This is a genomic window from Agrobacterium sp. ST15.13.013 (assembly GCF_027956525.1).
Taxonomy (GTDB): domain Bacteria; phylum Pseudomonadota; class Alphaproteobacteria; order Rhizobiales; family Rhizobiaceae; genus Agrobacterium; species Agrobacterium salinitolerans.
The window spans coordinates 327,001-349,879 of sequence record NZ_JAQKGP010000002.1; the positions used below are offsets into that span (position 1 = coordinate 327,001).

A 22,879-nucleotide genomic window follows, 5' to 3' on the forward strand; every position below is an offset into this window, starting at 1 on the left:
GCCAAAGCGGGATGGAAACAGGCAATGACGGATAAGGACAATACGGAAAACAGCAATCGCATGACCGGTGCGGAGATCGTTCTGCAGGCGCTGAAGGATAACGGCGTCGAGCACATCTTCGGTTATCCCGGCGGTGCCGTTCTTCCGATTTATGACGAGATTTTCCAGCAGGAAGACATTCAGCACATTCTCGTGCGTCATGAGCAGGGTGCCGGCCACGCGGCCGAAGGGTATGCCCGCTCCACCGGCAAGGTCGGCGTCATGCTGGTCACCTCCGGCCCTGGCGCGACGAATGCGGTCACCCCGCTGCAGGATGCGCTGATGGATTCCATCCCGCTCGTCTGCCTGTCCGGCCAGGTTCCCACCACGCTCATAGGCTCGGACGCGTTCCAGGAATGCGACACCGTCGGCATCACGCGCCCCTGCACCAAGCACAACTGGCTGGTCAAGGACGTCAACGAGCTGGCCGGCATCATCCATGAGGCTTTCCGCATTGCGCAGACTGGCCGCCCGGGGCCTGTCGTTGTCGATATTCCGAAGGACATCCAGTTCGCCACCGGCACCTATACGCCGCCTTCCGCCGCCGTTCAGCAGAAGAGCTACAAGCCGAAGGTTCAGGGCGACCTCAACGCCATCCATGCCGCCATCGAGTTGATGTCCAAGGCAAAGAAGCCGGTTTTCTATACCGGCGGTGGCGTCATCAATTCCGGTCCGGAGGCAACCCGCCTGCTGCGCGAACTGGTCGAGCTGACCGGTTTCCCGATCACGTCGACGCTGATGGGCCTCGGCGCCTATCCGGCGTCCGGCAAGAACTGGCTCGGCATGCTGGGCATGCACGGTTCCTACGAAGCCAATATGACGATGCATGATTGCGATGTCATGGTCTGCATCGGCGCGCGTTTCGACGACCGTATTACCGGACGCATCAATGCGTTTTCGCCGAATTCCAAGAAGATCCATATCGATATCGATCCGTCTTCGATCAACAAGACCGTTCGTGTCGATGTGCCTGTTATCGGCGATGTCGGCCATGTCCTGGAAGATATGGTGCGCCTGTGGCGTGCTCTGCCGAAGAAGCCGGAGAAGACGCAGACCGCAGAGTGGTGGTCACAGATCGAGCGCTGGCGTGCCCGCAACTCCTTCGCCTATAAGAATTCCAACGATGTCATCATGCCGCAATATGCCTTGCAGCGGCTTTACGAAGCGTCGAAGGGTCGCGACACCTACATCACGACCGAAGTTGGCCAGCACCAGATGTGGGCGGCGCAGTTCTTCGGCTTCGAGGAACCCAATCACTGGATGACCTCGGGCGGTCTCGGCACCATGGGTTATGGCCTGCCGGCGGCCATCGGCGTGCAGGTCGCGCATCCCGAAGCATTGGTCATCGACATTGCCGGTGACGCCTCGATCCAGATGTGCATTCAGGAAATGTCCTGCGCCATCCAGTATGGTCTGCCGGTGAAGATCTTCATTCTCAACAACCAGTATATGGGCATGGTGCGGCAATGGCAGCAGCTGCTGCACGGCAACCGCCTGTCCAACTCCTATACCGAAGCCATGCCTGACTTCGTCAAGCTGGCGGAAGCCTATGGCGCGGTTGGCATGTATTGCGACGATCCGAAGGAACTGGACGACAAGATTGCCGAGATGATTGCGGTCAACAAGCCTGTCATCTTCGATTGCCGCGTCGCCAATCTTGCCAATTGCTTCCCGATGATCCCGTCTGGTAAAGCCCATAACGAGATGCTGTTGCCGGATGAGGCGACGGATGAAGCCGTTGCCAACGCCATTGATGCCAAGGGCCGTCAGCTAGTCTGAGCCGGGAGAGGAAAAGGACATGAACGCACACCTACAACCCACCGGCTCGGCCTATTTCATCCAGAAGGAAACGGCCGCCGTCGAAAATCACACGCTGTCGGTTCTCGTCAGCAACGAGCCGGGCGTCCTCGCCCGGGTCATCGGCCTGTTTTCAGGCCGCGGCTACAATATCGAAAGCCTGACGGTTTCGGAAACGGAACATGAGGCGCATCTGTCGCGCATCACCATCGTCACGCGCGGCACGCCCATCGTGCTGGAGCAGATCAAGGCGCAGCTGGAACGCATCGTTCCGGTGCACCGGGTTCTGGATCTCACCGTTCGCGCCCGCGAACTCGGGCAGGAGCGGCCGATCGAGCGCGAAGTGGCGCTCATCAAGGTCGCCGGAACGGGCGAAGTCCGCGCCGAAGCGCTGCGCCTTGCCGATGCGTTTCAGGCCAAGGTGGTGGATGCGACGGTGGAGCATTTCATCTTCGAGATCACCGGCAAGTCTTCGAAGATCGATCAGTTCGTGGCCATCATCAAGCCGCTCGGCCTGATCGAGATTTGCCGCACGGGTATTGCCGCGATGAACCGCGGTTCGCAGGGGATGTGAGCGACGCAAGTTTACGACGGGCTTCTCGCTAAACCGACGTCATCCTCGGGCTTGACCCGAGGATCCATGCCTTCAACGGCTGTGGATCCTCGCCTCAAGGGCGAGGATGACGGATGAGAGATATTTAACCTTTGTCAGCAGTCTGACCCGCGGTTCGCCGCGGGTTTTTTATGGAATTCGCTTCGCGGATCAATATTCAACCATATGGTTGACTTTATCGGCTGGGACGCTATATTCAACAACATGGTTGAATTATCCGCTTCACATCTCGACACTGTCTTTCACGCCCTTGGCGACGCAACGCGACGCACGATGCTGCGTGATCTTTCGCGTGGCGAGCGAACGGTGAGCCAGTTGGCTCAGCCGTTCGAGATATCGCTCGCTGCGGCTTCAAAGCACATCAAGGCGCTGGAAAATGCGGGTCTCATCCGCCGCGAGGTGAGGGGGCGTATCCATGTCTGCCGCCTTGCGCCGGAACGGCTGGAAGAAGCGTATGAATGGCTGGATTTCTACCGGCAGTTCTGGGGCAGCCGCCTCGATATTCTTGAGCAGATGCTCAGGGAGGAAGATCAGGGAAAAATCCCTGCAGATGGAGGAAATGACAATGGCTGATATTGCAATGCCTGAAACCTATGGCCGTCTCGTCGAGCCGACCACCTTAAAGATCGAACGGCTGCTACCGGGGCCGATCGAGCGGGTCTGGGCCTATCTGACCCAAAGCGAGCTTCGCCGCCGCTGGCTGGCTTCCGGTGAAATGCGGCTTGCGCCAGATGCGCCGTTCGAACTCGTCTGGCGTAACGATGAGCTTTCCGACCCGCCGGGCCATCGCCCGGAAGGCTTTTCCGAAGAGGAAAAGATGGCGTCCCGCATCATTACCGTCGTTCCACCGCATCGCCTTGTCTTCAGTTGGGGCGAGGGCGGAGAGGTGTCAATCGAGCTTCAGGCTCTGGGCAAGGACGTGCTTCTGACGCTTACTCATCGCCGGCTGGTTGGCAGGAAGACCAAGCTCGATGTCAGCGCCGGCTGGCATGTGCATCTCGATATTCTCGCCGCCCGTCTTCAGGAAAAGGAACCGGCACCTTTCTGGGATACGTGGCTGGCGTTGAAAGAGGAATACGAACCCCGCATACCGTCATAAAGCCCCGGGTACTATTTGACCGACGGCGCGGCTTGCCGCGCCGTTATTGCGGTTTCGAAAGCTGGCGGTTCCCGGTTCTCACATTCCGATTCAACCGCTTCAGAGCCTGATTCCGAAATGCCTGCTAACGCCCTGTTGCGTCACAGCATTTCCAGCGCCGTCTTGCGCGTCGGCGGCGGGAAGGCGGCGTCGAGGGCGGTCCAGTCTTCCTCGGTTATTTCAAGATCGGTGGCGCCGCGATTTTCCGTGATACGGGACACGCTGGCGGATTTGGGAATGGCGATGACACCGTCCCTGTCCAAAAGAAAGGCCAGAGCCAATTGCGCAGGCGTCGCCTGATAGGCCTTGGCGATGCGGATGAGTTCGTGGTTCTTCAGGATACGACCCTGCTCGATGGGGGAATAGGCCATTAGCGGCACGCCGTGCTGCTGGCACCAGGGCAGAAGGGAAAATTCCGGCCCGCGCCGGGAGAGGTTGTAGAGCACCTGATTGGCGGCGCAGTTTTTGCCCTCGGGAACCGCGAAAAGCTCTTCCATATCGTCGGTGTCGAAATTGGAAACCCCCCAATTGCCGATCTTGCCGTCGCTCTTCAGCCTTTCGAACGCTGCCACGGTTTCGCCAAGCGGATGCTCGCCACGCCAGTGCAGCAGGTAGAGGTCGATGTGATCGGTGCCGAGCCTTGTGAGGCTGCGCTCGCAGGCTTCCGCAGTGCCTCTGGCGCTGGCATTCCACGGATAGATCTTGGTGACGAGAAAGACCTCGTCGCGGCGGCCGGCGATTGCCGTCCCGACCACTTCTTCCGACCGGCCGTCCGCATACATTTCCGCGGTGTCGATCAGCGTCATGCCGAGATCGATCGCCTTGCGGATGCTTTTAACCTCGTCGTCTGCCGATGACCTCGTCTCGCCCATGTTCCAGGTGCCGAGGCCGAGGGCTGGAACCTCTTTTCCGGAGGGCAGGGTGACGGCAGGAATATCTTCATGCATGGTTTTGCTCCAGCGGTTGTCGATTGGACAATAGTCCCTTGTGTCGACTTCTCAAACCCATGGCCAACATGATCGATCCATCAAAAAATTTGACTTCGTCCATCGATCCGGCGGGGTGGCCTGACGATGGCCTGGCAGATAGGATTTGGCTCAAGGAGAGGTCATGACTGTCGAAACTTTCATCGCGCTGGTGCTGTTTGCCTTCACCACCTCCATCACGCCCGGCCCGAACAATATGATGCTGTTTGCGTCAGGCGTGAATTTCGGTTTCCGCCGCACCATCCCGCATATGCTGGGCATTGGCGCCGGGTTTCTGTCGCTGCTGATCGGGGTCGGCTTCGGTCTCGGCGCGTTGCTGCATTCGGTGCCAGTGCTTTACGCCGGGCTGAAATTCGCGGGCGGGCTCTATCTCGTCTGGATTGCGTGGAAAATCGCGATGTCGCGCAGCCTCAACGAAGGTTCGGCCGCTTCCGAGCCGATGAGTTTCCTTGCCGCTGCCGTCTTTCAATGGGTCAACCCTAAAGCCTGGGTAATGGCGGTGACGGCGATGGCGACCTATACGGACGAGGCCCAATATTTCCTCACGGTCCTGATCGTCGGTCTTGCCTTTGCGGCCGTCAATCTTCCCAGTGTTTCCACCTGGGCCGGTTTCGGCTCTGTGCTGCGCGACTGGCTGTCGGTTCCGGTTCGGCTTAAATGGTTCAACATCACCATGGCTATTCTGCTCGTCATCAGCCTCTGGCCAATGCTGAAGTGACAACCGTCACGTCGGAAACTGCCGGTAACATTCCTCGGCGATTGCCTGCACCTCGTCGCGCGTCAGTTCGGCGGAAACGGCATAACCCAGCTCATTGTCGATCCAGTAGAAGGTTTCGACGCCATCGGCGCTGGCCATGCGGAAGCTGGTGGTGCGGTTTTCCTCGTTGTGGCCGATCAGCACGGTCACCCGGCGGCCGGTCTTGTCCTGATACATAAGCATCGCGCCCGGCTTGCCGCTGACGGGGATGAGACGCCCGCCGACGAGGTCGTATCCGATCTTCGACAGGTCGGGGATGGCAAAGGGATAACCGAGCCGCTTGCCGAGCCATGTGGCGAGATGTTGCTGTTCTCCCGCGCCGACCTCGACGGGGTGACGCACCTCGCTCGCGTAGATGAGATAGGCGGATTTCGCCTGTGCCGGAATATCCGTCGTCAGCGATGCCAGGGTCACGTCCTGCGGCGTCGAAAACGAGGAGGGCAGCAGCCTGCCGGCTGCAGCGCCCGCAGCGAAGATCAGCAGGGCCGCTGCCGTCCGCAGGAGGGCCGGTTTCGGCTGCCATGTGCGATCCCGCTTTTGCGGGCCGAGCATCGAGGCGTCATGCGGATGTGCGGCGGCATAGGAGGCGAAGGCATTGCGCAAAATGTCGGCCTGTTTTTTCCATGCCTCCACGCGGGCCTGCTCCTCCGGTCTTTCAGCCAGCCAGGCCTCGACAGCCGCGCGATCGTCGTCGGAAAGAAGTCCGTCGACATAGGCGTGCAGATCGTCTTCGGTTATGGCGTCCGGCCGTTTCATCGTGGTCTCCGCAGGGGTATGATATTATCCGCCGCCAGATGCTGGCGAAGGGTTTCGCGGGCGCGGGACAGTCTGGACATGACGGTGCCGAGCGGGATCGACAATGTCTCTGCCGCCTCCTGATAGCTGTAGCCCTCCACCGTCACCAGCATCAGCACGGCGCGCATGTCCGGCGAAAGAAGGGCGAGTGCGCTGTGCAGCCGGTCGTTCTCCAGCGTGTCGGAGAACGTCTCCGCGCCAGCGATGCTCTCATGGCCGTCCAGGCTTTCGGACGGGTGGCGTTTCTCTGCGCGGTGGCGGTTGCGATAAAGATTCGTCATTATCGTGTAAGCCCATGTTTTCAAAGCCGTTCCACGCCATTGCCTTTTATTGGCCAGCGCCTTTTCCACGCAGTCCTGCAAGAGGTCCTCGCCATCGGCGTCGGAACGGGAAAGGCTGCGGGAATAACGGCGCAGCATGGGTATCAGCGCCAGCATCTCCGTTTCGAAGCTGCCCGCTGCGGGGGAATTACTCCCCCGCTTTTCGTCCTTCATGCCGTCAGGGTTTTGCGGCATCCCATACACCGTTCACACCGTCGCCGGTGGCGTCGCCTTTTTTCATGTCCTTGACCCAGTAATAAAGCGGCATGCCATCCTTCGCCCATTGCATTTTGCCGTCCTTGCGCTTCACGAGGGAATAGGCGCCCTCGGCCTTGTCGCTGGCGGCTGCGAAAAATGGCGGCCAGTTCGTGGCGCATTTGTCGTAACAATTGGATACGCCCTTCTTGTCGTTCTTGAAAGTGTAGAGCGTCATGCCTTTTTCGCCCGCCAGCACATCGCCCTTGGCGGTCTTGACGGTTTCGACCATAGGGGCGGCATAGGCCGTTCCGGCAAAAGCCAGAACGAGGGCGGGAACGATAAAGCGGATCTTCATGGGTATATCCTCCTTGGTTCGGGCGGGCTCAAGCCGCCAGCACATCAAGAGACACCGCAGCCCCACTGATTATTCCCTGCGGCAACGAATTTTTGCGATTTTTAAACTTATCCATTGAGCTAACTATTTTGATATGATAGTTAGCCTTATGGAAAACTATTCAGGCGCGCTCGACGACATCTTCCAATCTCTTGCCGATCCGACCCGCAGAGCAGTGATCCTGAGGCTGGGCGGCGGGGAGGCGAGCGTCGGAACGCTGGCCGAGCCCTTCGACATGGCCCTGCCGTCCTTCATGAAACATATCCGCCAGCTGGAAGAGGCGGGGCTGATCGTGACGCGCAAGCAGGGGCGTGTCCGGTTCTGCTCGCTGGAGAAACAGAGGTTTTCCATGCTCGATGGCTGGTTGTCGCAACAACGCGCCATCTGGGAAGGCCGCACCGACCGGCTCGAACAATTCGTCATGGCGCAACAGGACAGGATGTCCAGCAAAGGGGAGAATGAGCAATGACCGAGACTTTCAATCCCGGTCTTGACCTGAAGATTTCACGCATCATCAGGGCGCCGCGCCGGCTCGTCTGGAATGCCTGGACGGACAAAACCAGCCTCGAACAATGGTGGGTGCCGCATCCCGGTCAGTGCCGTGTCGACCGTATGGAGCTTCATCCCGGCGGCCCTTTCGAGACGCGCTACAGCGAAGACGGCAAGGAATTTGGCCAGCATGTCAGCGGCTGTTTTCTGGCGGTGGATCATGAGCAGCGTCTCATCTTCACCGATGCGTTGACCGCAGGTTTTCGCCCCTCCGCCCAGCCGTTCCTCACCGCCGTGATGACATTTCGCGATCATCCTGATGGCATGGAATATGTGGCCTATGCCATGCACAACAATCTTGCCGACCGCGACAGGCATGCGCAGATGGGGTTCTTCGATGGCTGGAACACGGTTGCGGAGCAACTGGCGCAGCTTGTCGAGAAGCAGGCCGCGCATTGAGCCGCATCAACCGAACAGGGGAATATCCGGCTTGGTGAGCATCAGCCAGATGATACCGAGAACGGCGAAGAAGGCGGGGAAACCGCAGGCGAACCAGATGCGGTAGAGGCGGAACCATTGCGCCGGCAGGGCCTGTCCCGTTGCGGCGCAGTCTCGGGCGATATTGCGCAGCCTGATCTGGATCCATACCACCGGCAACCAGAAAATACCGGTGAAGACGTAGAGGCCAAGCGAAAGGGCGATCCAGCCTTCGGTGAGCGGCCAGCCGATGACGCGGGCGAGAAAATAGCCGGTCACCGGCTGGATGATCGCGGCGGTGGCGGTGAAGATCGTATCGGCAATGACGACGGTGCCTGAGACATGGGCGATCAGCACCGGGCTGGCTGTCCGCCGTGCCATGACCATAAAAAAGGCGATGCCTGCACCGGTGCCGAACAGCACCGTTGCGCCGATGACATGGGCAAGCCGCAGCAGTTCCTCAAGCGTCATCAGCGTTCATCCAGCGTGGCGAGGGCAACGAGTGTCAGGGCGATGGAAGGCAGGACCTTGACGAGGGGACCGAGCGGATCGAGCCACAGGCCCGGCTCAAGCAGGCTGCCGCCTGTCAGATAGGCGGCGCTGACCAGCAGCATGTCGACGAGCGCCTTTCTGGCTAGCGGCCGCCACAGGACGGTGACGCCGAGGGCGATATCGATGAGGCAGGTGGCGAGTGTAAGGGCGATTGCCGGCACCTGCGGCATGAAGGGCAGAAAATGCGCCGCTGCTCCATTGATGTTCAGCAACGGCACGAGGCCGGATAACAGCCAGAATAACGACAGGCAGATGATGACCAGTGGTTTCAGGAGATAGGATCTGGCAAACCACAGGTCCTGCACACCGGAAGGGTGAGCGGTCAGCGTCTGCTTCAGTGTCTTGAGCGATGTCATCGTCGGTTGCGCCTCACTCTCCGCGACGATGCCTTCCGACATGACCGTCATGGCGGTTGAACGCAGCGGCGAGCGCCAGCCGAAGGCACTTGCGGCATCCGCCAACAGGCTGACAGGTCGTGTGAGGGCTGCCGGAAGATTCACGACAGGGGCGGGAGGCAGGCCGAGCCATTGCCGATGCGTGGTGACCACGTCCTGCAATGTCAGCGTTTCCTCCGCGGCGAGTTCGAGATCGCTGCCTGGCGGGATTTCACCATCGATGGCCGCGCAAACTACTGCCGCCACATCATCGACCGCGACCGTTCGAACCGGCATCGCACCATTGACGAGCGGCAGCACGAGCGGAAAGCCGGCAAGCGCGCGCACCAGCGCCGTACCGCCATGGGCATTACGACCGACAACAAGGGCGGGGCGCAGAATGACGTGGGGTAAGCCGCTTGCGATGAGCGCCTCATCGGCGTGGCGTTTGGTAGCGAGGAATGGCAGGTCGGCCGCGGCGCCAGCCGTGCGGGCCGATATCTGGACCAGCAGCCTGCCGCCCGCCTGCGCCGCCGCCTCGTAAAGCGCCAGCATGGCTTTTTCCTGGGTTGCCGCCAGATCGTCCGATAGGCCGTCCTGAAGCGCGCCGGCGCAATTGACGATGGCGTCGTGATCCCCGACCAGCGCGTTCCAGTTCGATGCCCGCGTCATGTGGGCGAGATCGGCAGAAACCCAGGTCGCGAAAGGCCATTTGTCTGTGGCGCGTGTAACGGAACGGGCTAGCCCGGTGACGGCGTGGCCTCTGCCGTAGAGACTACGCACGACCTCCGAACCGATGAAACCTGTTGCACCGAGAATCAATATCTTCATGCGCGGCATGATAGCCGTCGCGGTTTAAAAACCAGTCGTGTTTTATTGCCGCATTCTCACACGGCGATTCATCTTTCGTTCTTTTTCTGTTGCGCATCAGGCTCGAATCCTGCGATGAGGGCGCATGTTATTTTCACCGCAACAGGACGAAGCGCTCAAGGCTGTTTCCCGCTGGCTGAAGGAAGGCCGGACGCCGGTTTTCCGGCTGTTCGGTTATGCCGGGACGGGCAAGACGACGCTTGCCAAGCATTTTGCGGAAAATGTCGATGGCGAGGTGCTGTTTGCGGCCTTCACTGGCAAAGCCGCGCAGGTGCTGCGTTCGCGTGGCGCCACCAACGCCCGCACCATCCATTCGCTGATCTACCGCCCGCGCGGCGAAGAAACTGTCGAAGACGAGGAAACCGGGAAGACTTCCGTTGCACCGATGTTTTCCATCAACCGCCAGAGCCCGCTCGCCAAGGCGGCGCTGATCATCATCGACGAATGTTCGATGGTGGACGAGCAGCTCGGCAGGGATCTGATGAGTTTCGGCACCCCGATCCTCGTGCTCGGCGATCCCGGCCAGTTGCCGCCGGTTTCGGGCGGCGGCTTCTTTACCGAACAGGAGCCGGATTATCTGCTGTCGGAAATCCACCGCCAGGCCAAGGACAATCCCATCATCCATCTTGCCATGGATGTGCGGGAAGGCCGGGAGATCATGCGCGGTGACTATGGTTCCGCGCAGGTGATCTCCAAGTCAGAGGTGACGCAGTCGCTGGTGCTCGATGCCGATCAGGTGCTGGTTGGAACCAACCGCACCCGCCGTCGCTACAATCAGCGGCTTCGCGAGCTGAAGGGCTTTACCGCCGATTATCCGCAATCCGGCGACAAGCTGGTCTGCCTCCGGAACGATCCCGCCAAGGGGCTGCTCAACGGCTCGCTATGGCAGGTAATGAGCTCTTCGCGCGAGACGGTGAAACCCGGCATCAACCTGATGATCCGGCCCGAAGACGACGATATGGATCGTGGTGCTGCCAAGATCAAATTGCTGAAGGCGGCCTTCGAGGATGTGGAGACGGAAATTCCGTGGTCCACGCGCAAGCGTTATGATGAATTCGATTTCGGCTATGCGCTGACCGTGCACAAGGCGCAGGGTTCGCAGTGGAACAATGTGGTTCTCTTCGACGAGAGCTATGCGTTCCGGGACTCGCGCGAAAGGTGGCTCTATACCGCCATCACGCGCGCGGCGGAGACCCTGACGATTGTTCGTTGATCAGGCGCGGATGACGCCGAGCAGAACCGCCTTGGCGACCGCCTGAAAGCGGTTGCTGGCATTGAACTTGCCGATGATCGTCGCCTCGAGAACATGGAGATCGCTGCCCGAAAGACCAAGAGCGCGGGCGAGCCTCACCGGGGCGTAGCCCTCCGCCATCAGTTCCAGGCATTTTCGTTCGGTGTCGGTGAGTGCGATGTCCTTTGCCGGCGCCCGTTCCGCGCCGTCCATGCCGTCCGCGTCCGTGTCGGCGACCAGCAGTTCCTCGATCTGCTGGGCCTGGCGCTGAAGGGTGGAAAGCTCGGCGGTCAATTCCCTCTTCCGCTGCCGCAACGCGGCGTGAAATATGTCGTCGGCCTCTTCCTGCGAGAGCGAACGGACGAGTTTTTCCATGATTTCGGTAATCGCTGCGACGGATATGCCCACTTCGCGACAGACGTTAATGACGGCCATGCGCTGGACGTTGCGGTGGGTATAGACCCGCATCTGGCCGATGCGCTTCGAGGTCAGCAGCGCCTTTTCTTCGTAAAAATGCAGCGTTCGGTGGGTCACCCCGAAGATGTTGGCCATGTCGGCGATGGGCACGGGTTCTGCGGGCAGGGAGGAGGGCAGGCTTATATCCGGTAGAAAGCTGCTGATCCTTAGATTGGGTTTGTCCTCGTCGCCGTGACTTTCGAACGGCATCCGGCCATCCTGCATTGTCTCCCCCTTCGCGCTCTTTGACAGCGTGCCTGCCTTTTTAAGGTGCCCGTTACTTGTTCCCCCAAGACGGGCATGTTTTTCGATCAAAACCTCATGCCAAACGCTACATCAGAACCGTAACGTGTATTGTCTGTTTTCGTTCCCGCAGTAATAAAAATTTTGCCGGCCTCCTTGCGATCGGCCTCAACCTGCGTGAAACAGGATGTCAATTCCGAACCGGAGCCTCGATGCCATGCCCGCAAAACTTTCTGTTAATCTGAATGCAATTGCGATGTTACGCAACCGCCGCGATCTTCCCTGGCCTGACGTCGCGCATTTCGGGCAGATTGCGCTCTCGGCGGGGGCAAGCGGGCTGACTGTACACCCGCGGCCCGACCAGCGCCATATCCGCTTTTCGGACCTGCCGGTGCTGCGGGCGCTGATCGATGATCGCTTCCCCGGCGCCGAATTCAACATCGAAGGGTATCCCAACGAGGATTTTCTCGTTCTTTGCGAGGAAACCCAGCCGGAACAGGTGACGCTTGTGCCTGACGACCCGTCGCAGGCGACGTCCGACCACGGCTGGGATTTCCGCAAGCACGGCGTTTTCCTGAAAGACGTGGTGGGACGCCTGAAGTCCGGCGGCATGCGCGTCTCGCTTTTTGCCGATGGCGATGGTGAGCGCGAGCCGGTGGAACTGGCGGCCGAGACGGGGGCGGCGCGTATCGAACTTTACACCGGCCCATATGGCGGCTGCTTTGACGATCCGCAAAAGGGCGATGCGCTTCTTGAAAAACTCGGGCAGACGGCGGATCATGCCAGAGCGCTCGGACTTGCTGTCAATGCCGGCCATGACCTCACCGTGGCAAACCTGCCCAAGCTGATGGAACGTATCCCTTATCTCGCCGAGGTTTCCATCGGCCACGGGCTGACGGCAGATGCCATGGAATATGGCATGGCTGAAACTGTCCGGCGTTTTTGTCAGGCCTGCGGTCAGCCTAATTCATAACCAAAGTCAATTTTTTCGCCTATGCTTTGCCTTGCGCATGCTCCGTGCGCAGATTTTGGAAGGCAGAGACATATGCAAGAACATCATGTTGTCGTCGTGGGTGGAGGCTTCGGCGGTTTACAACTGGTGCACGGGCTGGAGGGGCTCCCTGTCCGCATCACATTGATCGACCGTCGCAATCACCACCTGTTCCAGCCCCTGCTGTATCAGGTTGCGACGACGGCGCTGGCGACATCGGAAATCGCCTGGCCGATCCGCCATCTTTACCGCGACCGCAAGGAGGTGACGACCCTGCTTGCGGAGGTGACCGGCGTGGACCGGGCGGCGCGGACCGTGCAATTGAATTCCGGCCAGGTAATCGGCTTCGATACGCTGGTGTTGGCCACCGGCGCACGTCACGCCTATTTCGGCCGTGACGAGTGGGAACGTTCGGCCCCCGGCCTCAAGACGCTGGAAGACGCAACCACGATCCGCCGCCGACTGCTTCTGGCCTTCGAAAGGGCCGAACTTGCCACCAGTGAAGAGGAGCGGCAGGCGCTTCTGACCTTCGTCATCATCGGGGCCGGCCCGACCGGCGTGGAAATGGCGGGCATGATCGCCGAACTCGCCCACAGGGCGCTGCCGGCGGAATTCCGCAATGTCGATACGACAAAGGCCCGTGTTCTGCTTGTGGAGGCGGGACCGCGCGTTCTGCCGGTCTTTACGGAGGATCTTTCGACCTATGCGAGGCAAGCGCTTGAGAAGCTCGGCGTCGAGGTTCTGCTCGGCACGCCGGTGACGGCCTGCACGGATGAGGGCGTGACGGTGGGCGAGACCTATTATCCGTGCCGCACCGTCGTCTGGGCCGCCGGTGTGCAGGCATCTCCGGCCGCCAAGTGGCTGAATGCCGCCGGCGACAGGGCAGGGCGTGTCATGGTCGGGCCGCAGCTTCATCTCGAAGACGATGCCGATATCTTCGTCATCGGCGATACCGCCGCCGTCAATCAGGAAAACGGCAAGCCGGTGCCGGGCATCGCGCCCGCGGCAAAGCAGCAGGGCGCCTATGTGGCAAAGGTCATCGAGGCGCGGCTGGAGGGCAAGCCGTCGCCATCGCCCTTCCGCTACAGCCATCAGGGTAATCTCGCCACCATCGGCAAACGCGCGGCGGTGATCGATTTTGGCCGGTTCAAGCTGAAGGGCGTGCTGGCCTGGTGGATATGGGGGCTTGCCCACATCTACTTCCTGATCGGAACGCGCTCGCGGCTGGCCGTGGCCTGGAGCTGGCTGTGGATTTACCTGAGCGGCCAACACAGTGCGCGGCTGATTACCCAGAAAGAGACGCTGAAGGACGAGGCCTGACGCCTAAAAACAACAAGGGCGGGAAGCATGACTTCCCGCCATTGTTTATTTGGTCGTCTCTAGGCGCATCACGCGTCGAGCGAGGCCATATCGATGACGAAGCGGTAACGCACGTCGCTCTTCAGCACGCGTTCATAGGCTTCATTGACGTCCTTGATGTCGATCTTTTCGATCTCGGAGACGATGTTGTGCTTGCCGCAGAAATCCAGCATTTCCTGGGTTTCCTTGATCGAGCCGATCATCGAGCCGGCGAGCGAACGACGGCCGGGAATGACCGAGAATGCGTGGACCGGGATCGCATGTTCCGGCACGCCGAGCAGAACCATCGTGCCGTTGACCTTCAGCAGGTTGAGGTAGGCGTTCCAGTCGATTTCGGCGGAAACGGTGCAGAGAATCAGGTCGAAGGTGCCGGCGAGCTTCTCGAAGGTCGAGGCATCGCTGGTGGCGTAATATTCCTTCGCGCCGAGCTTCAGACCGTCTTCCTTCTTCGACAGGGACTGGGAGAGAACGGTGATATCCGCGCCCATAGCCGAACCGATCTTCACGCCCATATGGCCAAGACCACCCATGCCGACGATGGCGACCTTTTTGCCGGGGCCGGCATTCCAGTGATGCAGCGGCGAATAGAGCGTGATGCCGGCGCAGAGAAGCGGCGCAGAGGCATCCAGCGGAAGGTTTTCCGGGATGGAAAGTACGTAGTCTTCCCGGACGACGATATGGTCGGAATAGCCGCCCTGGGTCGCGGTCTTGCCGTCTCTATCGACGGAGTTATAGGTTCCGACGAGACCGGGCATATATTGCTCGTTGTCGAGATCGCGCGTGGCGCAGCCGACGCAGGAATCGACGAAACATCCGACGCCGACATGGTCGCCGACCTTGAACTTCGTGACCTTGGAACCGACGGCGCGGACGACGCCGGCGATTTCGTGGCCGGGAACGATCGGATAGACGGCGTTCTTCCATTCGTTGCGGACGGTGTGGATGTCCGAGTGGCAGATGCCGGCATATTTGATATCGATGACGACGTCGTCATCGTTTGGCTCGCGGCGTTCGAAGGTGAACGGGGTAAGCGGCTTCGACGCATCGGTCGCAGCATAACCTCTAGCAATGGCCATCTGAATATCCTTATCGAGGGGTTGGGGACGGCGGAATATGCGATGGAAGCGTGAGGCGGCGTTAGAGCGATCCTCCGAGCTTTTTGCACGATCCTGCAAAAAATGCCCCGTGTGCTCTTTGCGGATGTCGGGTGGCTTTCTAGATAAGCAACATCCAATATATCTCTTCCTTCAGTTAAGGGATTTTCCCATGTCCTTGCCGTTCAATGTCTATCGGGAGATCGCCTCCATCGCCGCGCGGCACGTCACGGAGGACGGCGAGGTGCGCACGGCGATAGAATCGCTGGGCATCAGCCGTCGCACGACGCCGAGCGCTCCCTGCCACGGCAGCTATCGTCCCTGTCTCGCCATGGTGATCCAGGGGTCGAAAAGCGTTCAACTCGGAACGGACACCATCAACTACGGCGCGGGGGATTATCTTCTGACCTCGCTTGATCTGCCCGTTGCATGGCGGGTGGTGGAGGCGAGCAGGGAAGTGCCGCATTTCTGCATCTCGCTTGCCGTCGATAGTGAGAAGCTGGTCGATCTCATGCGGCGTGTACCGATCGATCCTGCGGTGGAGCCGACGAATGCGCAGCGCGGCATCGTCGTCAACAGGGCAACACCGGAGCTTCTCGATGCCGCCATACGGCTCCTGCGTTTGCTTGATCGTCCGGCCGACATCGCCGCCATGGCGCCGCTGATCGAACAGGAGATACTTTATCGCATCCTGACCGGACCGGCCGGCGGGCAGCTGATGAACATCATCGCGTCCGGCAGCCATGGCAATCGCATCGCCCGCGCCATCGCCTGGCTGCGCGAAAATTTCGCGCGCCAGTTACGGATCGAAGAACTGGCCGAACAGGTCGGCATGAGCGTCTCGTCCTTCCACCATCACTTCAAGACGATCACGGCCATGACGCCGGTTCAGTATCAGAAGCAGCTTCGCCTGCATGAGGCGCGGCGGCTGATGCTGCTGGAGCGGCTGGATGCCGGCACCGCCGGCCATCGCGTCGGCTACCAGAGCCCTTCGCAGTTCAGTCGTGAATATAGCCGTTTCTACGGATTGTCGCCGTCGCGGGATATTGATGCATCGCGGGAGATCAGCGCGGCCGGGTAGATTGGTTCTTTGGGAAGGTTTTCCATTGCCTACGGCGCGCGGCGTTACCCCCCCTCTGCCCTGCCGGGCATCTCCCCCTCAAGGGGGGAGATCGATCTGCGGCAAGGTCTCGCCCATCTCGAAGCTTGGGAATGAAGCGACAAAAGGGACCCTTGCCGATCTCCCCCCTTGAGGGGGAGATGCCCGGCAGGGCAGAGGGGGGTAAAGCTCCACGCGCCGTCTATCTGCTAGCCAACGTATAACCCCCTGAAGTTCCCCGCAAGCTCCCTTTCACACTCCGCCGCATCGCGTCAATTCTCGTCCTCCCCTGAAGAATCCGCTTGACCCCAACGCTGCCTCCGCTTAAATGGCGCTCGAACCGTACCGTACGGTACATCAATCTAGCCTCCGGAGATGAAAAGACTTGGCTTCCGACCCGATCACAGCGCAGGAATTTTCGCCGCGCCAGAACGCCGTTCTGGACCAGGCATTGCGTCTATTGGTCGAGGGCGGCGAGAAAGCGCTCACCACATCCGGGCTGGCGCGTGCGGCCAACTGTTCCAAGGAAAGCCTCTACAAGTGGTTCGGCGATCGCGATGGCCTGCTGGCAGCGATGATCACCTTCCAGCAGAGCAAGGTTCGTACCTTCGAGAAGGCGGGCGACCGCGTCTCCGCGCCGCAGCTTGCCGATCACCTCGAGGTATTCGCGCATGATCTGCTCGACGTTCTGGCGGGCGACGTGTCGCTGGCGCTGAACCGCCTCGCCGTTGGCCAGGCGAGCCGTGACGGCTCCAAGCTCGGCGATCTGCTGCTCGAACGCGGCCGTCGCCAGATCGACCGGCGGGCGCGTGGACTGATCGAAGCGGGTCGCCGTTCCGGCTATCTGCGTTTTGATGATGCCGAGGAGGCATATCGCAGTTTTTACGGCCTCATCGTCTCGGATCTGCATGTGCGCATGCTTCTGGGCGAGGCGCCGGACAAGGATTTTTCCGCCCGGGCAAAAAAGGCGGTCGTCGCCTTTCTGACGCTTTACGGGACGGAAAAGGTACATTCGGAACTCAGCGGCAAACTCGCCTGAGGTTCCGGTTCAGACAATAGAGACAAGCATTAGGGAAGGACCATCAAATGCGCGTTTATTATGATCGTGATGCCGATCTCAATCTCATCAAGTCCAAGAATGTCGTCATCGTCGGTTACGGCTCCCAGGGCCGTGCACATGCGCTGAACCTCAAGGATTCCGGTGCCAAGAACGTCGTCATCGCTCTGAAGGCCGGTTCGCCGACCGTCAAGAAGGCCGAAGCCGACGGCTTCAAGGTCATGACCGTTGCCGAAGCCGCCAAGTGGGGCGACCTCCTGATGATGGCGACGCCTGACGAATTGCAGGCCGACATCTACAAGGCCGACATTGCCGGCAACATCCGTGATGGCGCGGCGATTGCTTTCGCACACGGCCTTAACGTTCACTTTGGCCTCATCGAGCCGAAGGCATCGCTCGACGTCGTCATGATCGCACCGAAGGGCCCCGGCCACACGGTTCGCGGCGAATACCAGAAGGGCGGCGGCGTTCCCTGCCTCGTTGCCGTTCACCAGAACGCTTCGGGCAATGCGCTTGAACTCGCTCTCTCCTATGCCTGCGGCGTTGGCGGTGGCCGTTCGGGCATCATCGAAACCAACTTCAAGGAAGAGTGCGAAACCGACCTCTTCGGCGAACAGGTTGTTCTGTGCGGCGGTCTCGTAGAGCTCATCCGCGCCGGTTTCGAAACCCTGGTCGAAGCCGGTTACGCACCGGAAATGGCTTATTTCGAGTGCCTGCACGAAGTGAAGCTGATCGTTGACCTGATCTATGAAGGCGGCATCGCCAACATGAACTACTCGATCTCCAACACGGCCGAGTGGGGCGAATACGTCACCGGTCCGCGCATCATCACCGCTGAAACCAAGGCTGAAATGAAGCGCGTTCTGCACGACATCCAGACCGGCAAGTTCACCTCGGACTGGATGCAGGAATACCGCTCGGGTGCGGCCCGCTTCAAGGGTATCCGCCGCATGAACGACGTTCACCAGATCGAAGAAGTCGGCGCAAAGCTGCGCGGCATGATGCCCTGGATCGGCAAGAACAAGCTGGTGGACAAGGCCGTCAACTAAGCTCCATCGCTTGGTGGAAACTTTGGAGGCCGGGGCGAAAGCTCCGGCCTTTTGTTTTCGATGTGCTCTCACATGATGGCGTCGTCTTCCTCGACGATAACGGAAACGGGAAAGTGATCGGAAAATCCGCCGAGATTGACGTTTTTGACCGCATCGCCCTTCGACAGGCCGAAGCGGATAGGCCCCTCGTTCTTGCTATGGCTGACCATGGCGGCGATGGCTTCGACTTTCGCGGTTTCCTCACGCACGCTGAAGCCGCTGCTGCCGCTCAGAAGTGATCGGGAAACGAGGATCTGGTCGAAGATATTGGCGTCGCCATTGAAATAGAGCGTGCCATAGATCGTCCTTGCCGTGCCGACTGAATCCACCACGGGCTGGCGCAAATAATTCCAGGCAAGATTGTAGAACATGGCCGATTGCGAATTTTCGACATCGTCGCGCTCGCGGGTGGAATTGGCGTGATAGCGCAGCGAGGCATCGGACGGGTCGTCGTTGAAGTCGCCGAAAGCGATAACGGCGATGTCGTTTCCTTTTTCCTCGCGAATACGCTGATGCCAGTAGCCGAGCGTTTCGCCGGCGGTCATTCGAAAACCGGCGCTTTCGACCGCGCCACCCGAGCGCGACGGCCAGTGATTGGAAAGCGCAATGAGCTGGCGTCCGCCCTTGGTGATGAAGGTGCATTGGGTAATGTCGCGCGTGCCGGTGCGGCGCATCACGAAATGGCTGAAAATCTCGTTTTCGTTGATCAGCAGCTTTTTGCTGTCATAGATGAAGGCGGTGTCGATGCCGCGCTGGTCCTTGCTGGAATCGGCGTGCACGACGCGATAGGCGCGCTCAGGCATGAGATCGTTCAGATGTTCTGCCAGCGTCTCCAGGACGAAACGGTTCTCGACCTCGCAGACGCCGAGCAGATCTGGCCCGGCACCGCCGATCTGCCGGATGATGATGCCGAGCTGTTTGACCTTGGTCTTGAACAGATCCTCGGTCCAGCCTTTCAGATCGTTCTTCAGCCGCTCCGCAATCCACGGCTCGCGCGCCGGATAACCCTCCGGCGCAAACAGGTTTTCGACATTCCAGAACGCCAGGACATATTGGGTCATGATCCGCACACCTCCGGTTGGGTTTTCAAGCCTAGTGGAAGTTTTTGCCACAACAACTTGAAATTGTCATGAAGGTCGGCGGCTAGCGAAATTTCCTGCCTCCGGCTTATTTTGCCGGCGGGATGACACCCTTCGTCAGCAGGAAGCAGCCATAGAACCGGGTCTCGCCAGTGGTGATGACGCAATAGGCCTGCTTGGCTTTTTCGTAGAAGGCAAAACGTTCGATTCCGTACATGGGGGCGGGTTTTCCTTCCGCCGCGTCGATTTCCTTCTGCACTTCGGCCTGTACCGGTTCCAGCTGATCGGGCGCGCCCATCACTTCCATGCGGCCGACCGAGGGCTGCAGCGGCGTGTCGAGCGGTAGAACGGACAGGATAGCCTTCATGGCGCGGGCGGCCGAGACGTTGTCGATATGCAGCACCTTGCCGACGGTGGTCTGGCGGGCCACCGAATCGGAAGGGAAATTAGTGTCCGAGATCACCAGCGTATCGCCATGGCCCATGGCGCGCAGCGCGTGCAGAACATCGGCGTTCAGCGCCGGGTCGATATTTTTCAGCATGTCGTTAAACTCCCATGATGCTCTCGCCGGGTTGCGGCGCGCGCGCAATCCAACCGGAAAACCATGCCGCGTCAATCGCAAAGGTGTGATTGTGAAGCTTTGCGCAAGGGTGTATTTGGCTTTGTCCGCAAATCTGGGCGTCGATGCAGGTCGGTTGCGGGCAATGTGCAGGGAGGCAGAAATAATTCGAAAAACTGATAAGTCAGTATTGCTGACATATCGACATTTCTGTAAAGATGCACGCATAAAAACGACACAAGAGGAAACGTACCCATGCTTGATTGGGAACAAATTTTCGCCACGCGCTCTTCGCGCATGAAAGCGTCTGAAATCCGCGAGCTGCTGAAGCTGCTCGAACAGCCTGATATCATCTCCTTTGCCGGCGGCATTCCGGACCCGGCCCTTTTCCCCGCAGAGGAGTTTCAGCAGGCTTACGCGGAAATTTTTTCCGGTTCGCAGGTCAACTCGGCGCTGCAATATTCGGTAAGCGAGGGTTACAAGCCGCTGCGCGAGTGGCTGGCGGGCGAGATGGACAAGATCGGCATCGAATGCACCGCTGACAACGTCTTTATCGTTTCCGGTTCGCAGCAGGGTCTCGATTATCTCGGCAAGCTGTTCCTGTCGCCGAAGGATACGGCGCTGGTGACCTGGCCGACCTATCTCGGCGCGCTTTCCGCCTTCAACGCCTATGAGCCTAATTACGACCAGCTGAACCCCGGCGGTAACCGTACGCCTGAGGCTTACCGCGAAACGGCGGCCAAGCTCGGCGGCGCGGTGAAATTCGCCTATCTCTCGGCCGATTTCTCCAATCCGACCGGCGAAACCGTCGATCTCGCGGGCCGCGAAAAGGTTCTGGCACTGGCTGACGAGTTGGATATCGCCGTCATCGAAGACGCCGCCTATCAGTCGCTGCGTTACGATGGCGAGGCTGTTCCGCCGATCATGGCGCTTGATATCGCCCGCTCTGGCGGCATCGAGAACACCCGCACCATCTATTGCGGCAGCTTTTCGAAGACGTTGGCGCCTGGCCTTCGCGTCGGTTACATCGTCGCTTCCGCGCCTGTCATCCGCAAGCTGGTGCTGATGAAGCAGGCCGCCGACCTGCATTCCTCGACCATCAACCAGATCGCCATCGAACGCGTCGCCTCGCGCGGCTTCGACAAGCAGGTCGCTAAGATCAAGGCTGCTTACAGCGCACGGCGTGATGCGATGCTGGCGGCACTCGAGAAGTACATGCCGAAGACGACCAGCTGGACCAAGCCGGAAGGCGGCATGTTTATCTGGGTGACGTTGCCTGAGGGCATGGATGGCGCGGCGCTGCTGGCCAAATCCATTGCCACGGAAAAGGTCGCCTTCGTTCCCGGTCGCGCCTTCTTTGCGGATGGCTCCGGCACGAACACGCTTCGCATCAGCTTCTCCTGCGCCAATGAGGCGATGATCGAGGAAGGCATGAAGCGGCTCGGGCGGTTGATCGCGACGGCTCAGGCGGAGACGGGTGAGGTGCTTGCGGCAATTTGAGGGGGCTGGCGATGAGGCCTTGAAAGGTGGAGGGTGTGGCTTACCCCCCTCTGCCCTGCCGGGCATCTCCCCCTCAAGGGGGGAGATCAGCAAGACGCTCTACCGTTACTCGCCTCTCAAGCGTCGAGATGGGCGAGGCCTAGCCACAGATCGATCTCCCCCCTTGAGGGGGAGATGCCCGGCAGGGCAGAGGGGGGTAAACCGCGAGTGTTGAGGGGCAATGTTACTCTCAATCCTGACGGCCCCAAGAGATCACACCCCAAAAATCCTGCCTGTCACATACATGTTATGCAATCATGTTTTAGCGGTCCCACGAAACAACAGGGACTGGACCCATGAAAACGCTGCTTTCCGCTTTCACCGCCATCGTATCGCTCGGCTTCATCGCCACCGCCGCCAATGCCGCCGATCTGGTGCTCTACACCAGCCAGCCCAACGAGGACGCGCAGGCGACCGTTGATGGTTTCAAGGCTGCCAACCCCGGTCTCGACGTCGAATGGGTGCGTGACGGAACGCCGAAGATCATGGCCAAGCTGATGGCCGAGATCAATGCCGGCAATCCGGTTGCCGACGTGCTTCTGATCGCCGACACCGTGACGCTGGAGCGCATGAAGCAGGCCGGCCAGCTTCTGGCCCACAAGTCTCCCGAAGCCAAGAATATCGATGCTTCGCTGTACGATGCGGACGGCTTCTATTATTCCACCAAGCTCATTACGACCGGCATCATGTACAACACCGCCGCCGCGATGAAACCGACGAGCTGGAAGGATCTGGCCAAGGCGGAAGCCAAGGGTCTCGTCACCATGCCAAGCCCGCTCACCTCGGGTGCGGCGCTGATCCATGCGCAGACGCTTGCCGCCGCAAACGGTCTCGGCTGGGATTATTACAAGCAGCTTAAGGCCAATGAAGCCATCGCCGGCGGCGGCAATGGCGCGGTTCTGAAGTCCGTTGCGTCAGGCGAAAAGGCTTATGGCGTGGTGGTCGATTACATGCCGATCCGCGAAAAGGCCAAGGGCGCGCCGGTCGAGTTCGTCTTCCCGGAAGAGGGCGTTTCGGCTGTCACCGAGCCGGTCGCGATCATCAAGGGCACCAAGCACGAGGAAGCGGCCAAGAAATTCGTTGATTACGTGCTGTCCGAAAAGGGCCAGCAGGGCTTCGTCAAGCTCGGCTACATCCCGGTGCGCGCCGATGCCGGCATGCCGGAAGGCTTTCCGGCTCGCGACAAGATCAAGGTTCTGCCGCTCAACGCCGCTGACGCGCTGAAGAACTCCGAACAGGACCTGAAGACTTTCTCCGACATTTTCGGCTCCAAGGGCTGATATAG

25 protein-coding genes are annotated in these 22,879 nt (G+C 59.9%); 15 read left to right on the forward strand and 10 right to left on the reverse strand.

Annotated elements, in window-relative coordinates; genetic code table 11:
* Positions 1–24 precede the first annotated feature (24 nt).
* The 4 genes from PL597_RS03375 (at position 25) to PL597_RS03390 (ending at position 3,548) form a co-directional block, all read left to right on the forward strand.
* Positions 25–1,818 (forward strand): acetolactate synthase 3 large subunit, encoded by a 1,794-nt coding sequence (locus PL597_RS03375; RefSeq protein WP_077981719.1) that lies wholly within the window; start codon positions 25–27, stop codon positions 1,816–1,818.
* A gap of 19 nt (positions 1,819–1,837) precedes the next feature.
* Positions 1,838–2,410: an acetolactate synthase small subunit gene (gene ilvN, locus PL597_RS03380; RefSeq protein ID WP_003507555.1), complete on the forward strand. Its 573-nt coding sequence runs from the start codon at positions 1,838–1,840 to the stop codon at positions 2,408–2,410.
* Positions 2,411–2,653: 243 nt separating this feature from the next.
* A complete protein-coding gene (locus PL597_RS03385) occupies positions 2,654–3,022 on the forward strand; it encodes an ArsR/SmtB family transcription factor (RefSeq protein WP_077981776.1) in 369 nt (122 codons plus the stop codon).
* Complete coding sequence (locus PL597_RS03390; protein ID WP_077981720.1) at positions 3,015–3,548, forward strand: SRPBCC family protein; 534 nt, start codon at positions 3,015–3,017, stop codon at positions 3,546–3,548. The genes PL597_RS03385 and PL597_RS03390 overlap by 8 nt, the downstream gene beginning before the upstream one ends.
* Positions 3,549–3,688: 140 nt before the next feature.
* On the opposite strand, the gene PL597_RS03395 is transcribed toward PL597_RS03390, so the two are convergent.
* Positions 3,689–4,534: an aldo/keto reductase gene (locus tag PL597_RS03395; protein WP_271364595.1), complete on the reverse strand. Its 846-nt coding sequence runs from the start codon at positions 4,532–4,534 to the stop codon at positions 3,689–3,691.
* Between the two features lie 163 nt (positions 4,535–4,697).
* On the opposite strand from PL597_RS03395, the gene PL597_RS03400 reads away from it, so the two are divergent.
* Positions 4,698–5,291 (forward strand): LysE family translocator, encoded by a 594-nt coding sequence (locus PL597_RS03400; RefSeq protein ID WP_271364596.1) that lies wholly within the window; start codon positions 4,698–4,700, stop codon positions 5,289–5,291.
* Between the two features lie 6 nt (positions 5,292–5,297).
* Here the strand turns inward: PL597_RS03400 and PL597_RS03405 are convergent, their stop codons facing one another.
* From PL597_RS03405 to PL597_RS03415, 3 genes are read right to left on the reverse strand one after another with little or no spacing between them, the layout of a single operon-like run.
* Positions 5,298–6,086 carry an anti-sigma factor family protein gene (locus PL597_RS03405; protein WP_271364597.1) on the reverse strand — a complete coding sequence of 263 codons (789 nt, stop codon included), beginning with the start codon at positions 6,084–6,086 and terminating at the stop codon, positions 5,298–5,300.
* Complete coding sequence (locus PL597_RS03410) at positions 6,083–6,640, reverse strand: RNA polymerase sigma factor (RefSeq protein ID WP_162520297.1); 558 nt, start codon at positions 6,638–6,640, stop codon at positions 6,083–6,085. The genes PL597_RS03405 and PL597_RS03410 overlap by 4 nt, the downstream gene beginning before the upstream one ends.
* Positions 6,624–6,998, reverse strand: coding sequence for a COG4315 family predicted lipoprotein (locus PL597_RS03415; protein WP_170985530.1), 375 nt, complete (start codon positions 6,996–6,998; stop codon positions 6,624–6,626). Before PL597_RS03415 ends, PL597_RS03410 begins: the two co-directional genes overlap by 17 nt.
* A gap of 148 nt (positions 6,999–7,146) precedes the next feature.
* Here PL597_RS03415 and PL597_RS03420 point away from each other — a divergent pair, with 148 nt between their 5' ends.
* Both PL597_RS03420 and PL597_RS03425 read left to right on the forward strand, forming a co-directional pair.
* Positions 7,147–7,506 (forward strand): ArsR/SmtB family transcription factor, encoded by a 360-nt coding sequence (locus tag PL597_RS03420; RefSeq protein ID WP_269823620.1) that lies wholly within the window; start codon positions 7,147–7,149, stop codon positions 7,504–7,506.
* The gene (locus PL597_RS03425) at positions 7,503–7,985 is read left to right on the forward strand and encodes an SRPBCC family protein (protein WP_271364598.1); all 483 of its coding nucleotides are present in this window, start codon (positions 7,503–7,505) and stop codon (positions 7,983–7,985) included. The genes PL597_RS03420 and PL597_RS03425 overlap by 4 nt, the downstream gene beginning before the upstream one ends.
* Positions 7,986–7,991: 6 nt before the next feature.
* Here the strand turns inward: PL597_RS03425 and PL597_RS03430 are convergent, their stop codons facing one another.
* Positions 7,992–8,474 (reverse strand): DUF2269 family protein, encoded by a 483-nt coding sequence (locus tag PL597_RS03430; protein ID WP_137410657.1) that lies wholly within the window; start codon positions 8,472–8,474, stop codon positions 7,992–7,994.
* A complete protein-coding gene (locus PL597_RS03435; protein WP_271364599.1) occupies positions 8,474–9,760 on the reverse strand; it encodes an SDR family oxidoreductase in 1,287 nt (428 codons plus the stop codon). The genes PL597_RS03430 and PL597_RS03435 overlap by 1 nt, the downstream gene beginning before the upstream one ends.
* 124 nt (positions 9,761–9,884) lie before the next feature.
* Here PL597_RS03435 and PL597_RS03440 point away from each other — a divergent pair, with 124 nt between their 5' ends.
* A complete protein-coding gene (locus PL597_RS03440) occupies positions 9,885–11,012 on the forward strand; it encodes an ATP-dependent DNA helicase (RefSeq protein WP_269826329.1) in 1,128 nt (375 codons plus the stop codon).
* On the opposite strand, the gene PL597_RS03445 is transcribed toward PL597_RS03440, so the two are convergent.
* The gene (locus PL597_RS03445) at positions 11,013–11,711 is read right to left on the reverse strand and encodes a MerR family transcriptional regulator (protein WP_077981729.1); all 699 of its coding nucleotides are present in this window, start codon (positions 11,709–11,711) and stop codon (positions 11,013–11,015) included.
* 235 nt (positions 11,712–11,946) lie between these two features.
* Between PL597_RS03445 and PL597_RS03450 the strand changes: the two genes are divergently transcribed.
* Together PL597_RS03450 and PL597_RS03455 are read left to right on the forward strand one after the other, a co-directional pair.
* On the forward strand, positions 11,947–12,702 hold the full coding sequence (locus PL597_RS03450; protein ID WP_271364600.1) for a pyridoxine 5'-phosphate synthase: 756 nt from the start codon (positions 11,947–11,949) through the stop codon (positions 12,700–12,702).
* A 72-nt stretch (positions 12,703–12,774) separates the two neighbouring features.
* Positions 12,775–14,040, forward strand: coding sequence for an NAD(P)/FAD-dependent oxidoreductase (locus PL597_RS03455; RefSeq protein ID WP_271364601.1), 1,266 nt, complete (start codon positions 12,775–12,777; stop codon positions 14,038–14,040).
* Between the two features lie 68 nt (positions 14,041–14,108).
* Here PL597_RS03455 and PL597_RS03460 read toward each other — a convergent pair whose 3' ends face one another.
* A complete protein-coding gene (locus PL597_RS03460) occupies positions 14,109–15,155 on the reverse strand; it encodes an NAD(P)-dependent alcohol dehydrogenase (RefSeq protein WP_077981731.1) in 1,047 nt (348 codons plus the stop codon).
* Positions 15,156–15,345: 190 nt separating this feature from the next.
* Here PL597_RS03460 and PL597_RS03465 point away from each other — a divergent pair, with 190 nt between their 5' ends.
* The 3 genes from PL597_RS03465 (at position 15,346) to ilvC (ending at position 18,378) form a co-directional block, all read left to right on the forward strand.
* Entirely contained in the window at positions 15,346–16,254 is a 909-nt protein-coding gene (locus PL597_RS03465) for an AraC family transcriptional regulator (RefSeq protein WP_271364602.1), read from the forward strand.
* Positions 16,255–16,657: 403 nt separating this feature from the next.
* A complete protein-coding gene (locus PL597_RS03470) occupies positions 16,658–17,311 on the forward strand; it encodes a TetR/AcrR family transcriptional regulator (protein ID WP_077981733.1) in 654 nt (217 codons plus the stop codon).
* A gap of 47 nt (positions 17,312–17,358) precedes the next feature.
* Positions 17,359–18,378: a ketol-acid reductoisomerase gene (ilvC, locus tag PL597_RS03475; RefSeq protein ID WP_077981734.1), complete on the forward strand. Its 1,020-nt coding sequence runs from the start codon at positions 17,359–17,361 to the stop codon at positions 18,376–18,378.
* A 68-nt stretch (positions 18,379–18,446) separates the two neighbouring features.
* Here ilvC and PL597_RS03480 read toward each other — a convergent pair whose 3' ends face one another.
* Positions 18,447–19,478 carry an endonuclease/exonuclease/phosphatase family protein gene (locus PL597_RS03480; protein WP_077981735.1) on the reverse strand — a complete coding sequence of 344 codons (1,032 nt, stop codon included), beginning with the start codon at positions 19,476–19,478 and terminating at the stop codon, positions 18,447–18,449.
* Positions 19,479–19,584: 106 nt separating this feature from the next.
* The gene (locus PL597_RS03485) at positions 19,585–20,037 is read right to left on the reverse strand and encodes an RbsD/FucU family protein (RefSeq protein ID WP_077981780.1); all 453 of its coding nucleotides are present in this window, start codon (positions 20,035–20,037) and stop codon (positions 19,585–19,587) included.
* Positions 20,038–20,310: 273 nt separating this feature from the next.
* On the opposite strand from PL597_RS03485, the gene PL597_RS03490 reads away from it, so the two are divergent.
* Both PL597_RS03490 and PL597_RS03495 read left to right on the forward strand, forming a co-directional pair.
* Entirely contained in the window at positions 20,311–21,555 is a 1,245-nt protein-coding gene (locus PL597_RS03490; protein WP_137410652.1) for an aminotransferase-like domain-containing protein, read from the forward strand.
* A 335-nt stretch (positions 21,556–21,890) separates the two neighbouring features.
* The gene (locus tag PL597_RS03495) at positions 21,891–22,874 is read left to right on the forward strand and encodes an ABC transporter substrate-binding protein (RefSeq protein WP_077981738.1); all 984 of its coding nucleotides are present in this window, start codon (positions 21,891–21,893) and stop codon (positions 22,872–22,874) included.
* Positions 22,875–22,879: the final 5 nt, after the last annotated feature.

What these genes read in the sequence shown, in the direction of transcription:
- PL597_RS03375 (WP_077981719.1), top strand. Translation starts at nt 25, where the DNA reads ATGACGGATAAGGACAATACGGAAAACAGCAATCGCATGACCGGTGCG.
- ilvN (WP_003507555.1), top strand. Translation starts at nt 1,838, where the DNA reads ATGAACGCACACCTACAACCCACCGGCTCGGCCTATTTCATCCAGAAG.
- PL597_RS03385 (WP_077981776.1), top strand. Translation starts at nt 2,654, where the DNA reads ATGGTTGAATTATCCGCTTCACATCTCGACACTGTCTTTCACGCCCTT.
- PL597_RS03390 (WP_077981720.1), top strand. Translation starts at nt 3,015, where the DNA reads ATGGCTGATATTGCAATGCCTGAAACCTATGGCCGTCTCGTCGAGCCG.
- PL597_RS03395 (WP_271364595.1), bottom strand. Translation starts at nt 4,534, where the DNA reads ATGCATGAAGATATTCCTGCCGTCACCCTGCCCTCCGGAAAAGAGGTT.
- PL597_RS03400 (WP_271364596.1), top strand. Translation starts at nt 4,698, where the DNA reads ATGACTGTCGAAACTTTCATCGCGCTGGTGCTGTTTGCCTTCACCACC.
- PL597_RS03405 (WP_271364597.1), bottom strand. Translation starts at nt 6,086, where the DNA reads ATGAAACGGCCGGACGCCATAACCGAAGACGATCTGCACGCCTATGTC.
- PL597_RS03410 (WP_162520297.1), bottom strand. Translation starts at nt 6,640, where the DNA reads ATGCCGCAAAACCCTGACGGCATGAAGGACGAAAAGCGGGGGAGTAAT.
- PL597_RS03415 (WP_170985530.1), bottom strand. Translation starts at nt 6,998, where the DNA reads ATGAAGATCCGCTTTATCGTTCCCGCCCTCGTTCTGGCTTTTGCCGGA.
- PL597_RS03420 (WP_269823620.1), top strand. Translation starts at nt 7,147, where the DNA reads ATGGAAAACTATTCAGGCGCGCTCGACGACATCTTCCAATCTCTTGCC.
- PL597_RS03425 (WP_271364598.1), top strand. Translation starts at nt 7,503, where the DNA reads ATGACCGAGACTTTCAATCCCGGTCTTGACCTGAAGATTTCACGCATC.
- PL597_RS03430 (WP_137410657.1), bottom strand. Translation starts at nt 8,474, where the DNA reads ATGACGCTTGAGGAACTGCTGCGGCTTGCCCATGTCATCGGCGCAACG.
- PL597_RS03435 (WP_271364599.1), bottom strand. Translation starts at nt 9,760, where the DNA reads ATGAAGATATTGATTCTCGGTGCAACAGGTTTCATCGGTTCGGAGGTC.
- PL597_RS03440 (WP_269826329.1), top strand. Translation starts at nt 9,885, where the DNA reads ATGTTATTTTCACCGCAACAGGACGAAGCGCTCAAGGCTGTTTCCCGC.
- PL597_RS03445 (WP_077981729.1), bottom strand. Translation starts at nt 11,711, where the DNA reads ATGCAGGATGGCCGGATGCCGTTCGAAAGTCACGGCGACGAGGACAAA.
- PL597_RS03450 (WP_271364600.1), top strand. Translation starts at nt 11,947, where the DNA reads ATGCCCGCAAAACTTTCTGTTAATCTGAATGCAATTGCGATGTTACGC.
- PL597_RS03455 (WP_271364601.1), top strand. Translation starts at nt 12,775, where the DNA reads ATGCAAGAACATCATGTTGTCGTCGTGGGTGGAGGCTTCGGCGGTTTA.
- PL597_RS03460 (WP_077981731.1), bottom strand. Translation starts at nt 15,155, where the DNA reads ATGGCCATTGCTAGAGGTTATGCTGCGACCGATGCGTCGAAGCCGCTT.
- PL597_RS03465 (WP_271364602.1), top strand. Translation starts at nt 15,346, where the DNA reads ATGTCCTTGCCGTTCAATGTCTATCGGGAGATCGCCTCCATCGCCGCG.
- ilvC (WP_077981734.1), top strand. Translation starts at nt 17,359, where the DNA reads ATGCGCGTTTATTATGATCGTGATGCCGATCTCAATCTCATCAAGTCC.
- PL597_RS03480 (WP_077981735.1), bottom strand. Translation starts at nt 19,478, where the DNA reads ATGACCCAATATGTCCTGGCGTTCTGGAATGTCGAAAACCTGTTTGCG.
- PL597_RS03485 (WP_077981780.1), bottom strand. Translation starts at nt 20,037, where the DNA reads ATGCTGAAAAATATCGACCCGGCGCTGAACGCCGATGTTCTGCACGCG.
- PL597_RS03490 (WP_137410652.1), top strand. Translation starts at nt 20,311, where the DNA reads ATGCTTGATTGGGAACAAATTTTCGCCACGCGCTCTTCGCGCATGAAA.
- PL597_RS03495 (WP_077981738.1), top strand. Translation starts at nt 21,891, where the DNA reads ATGAAAACGCTGCTTTCCGCTTTCACCGCCATCGTATCGCTCGGCTTC.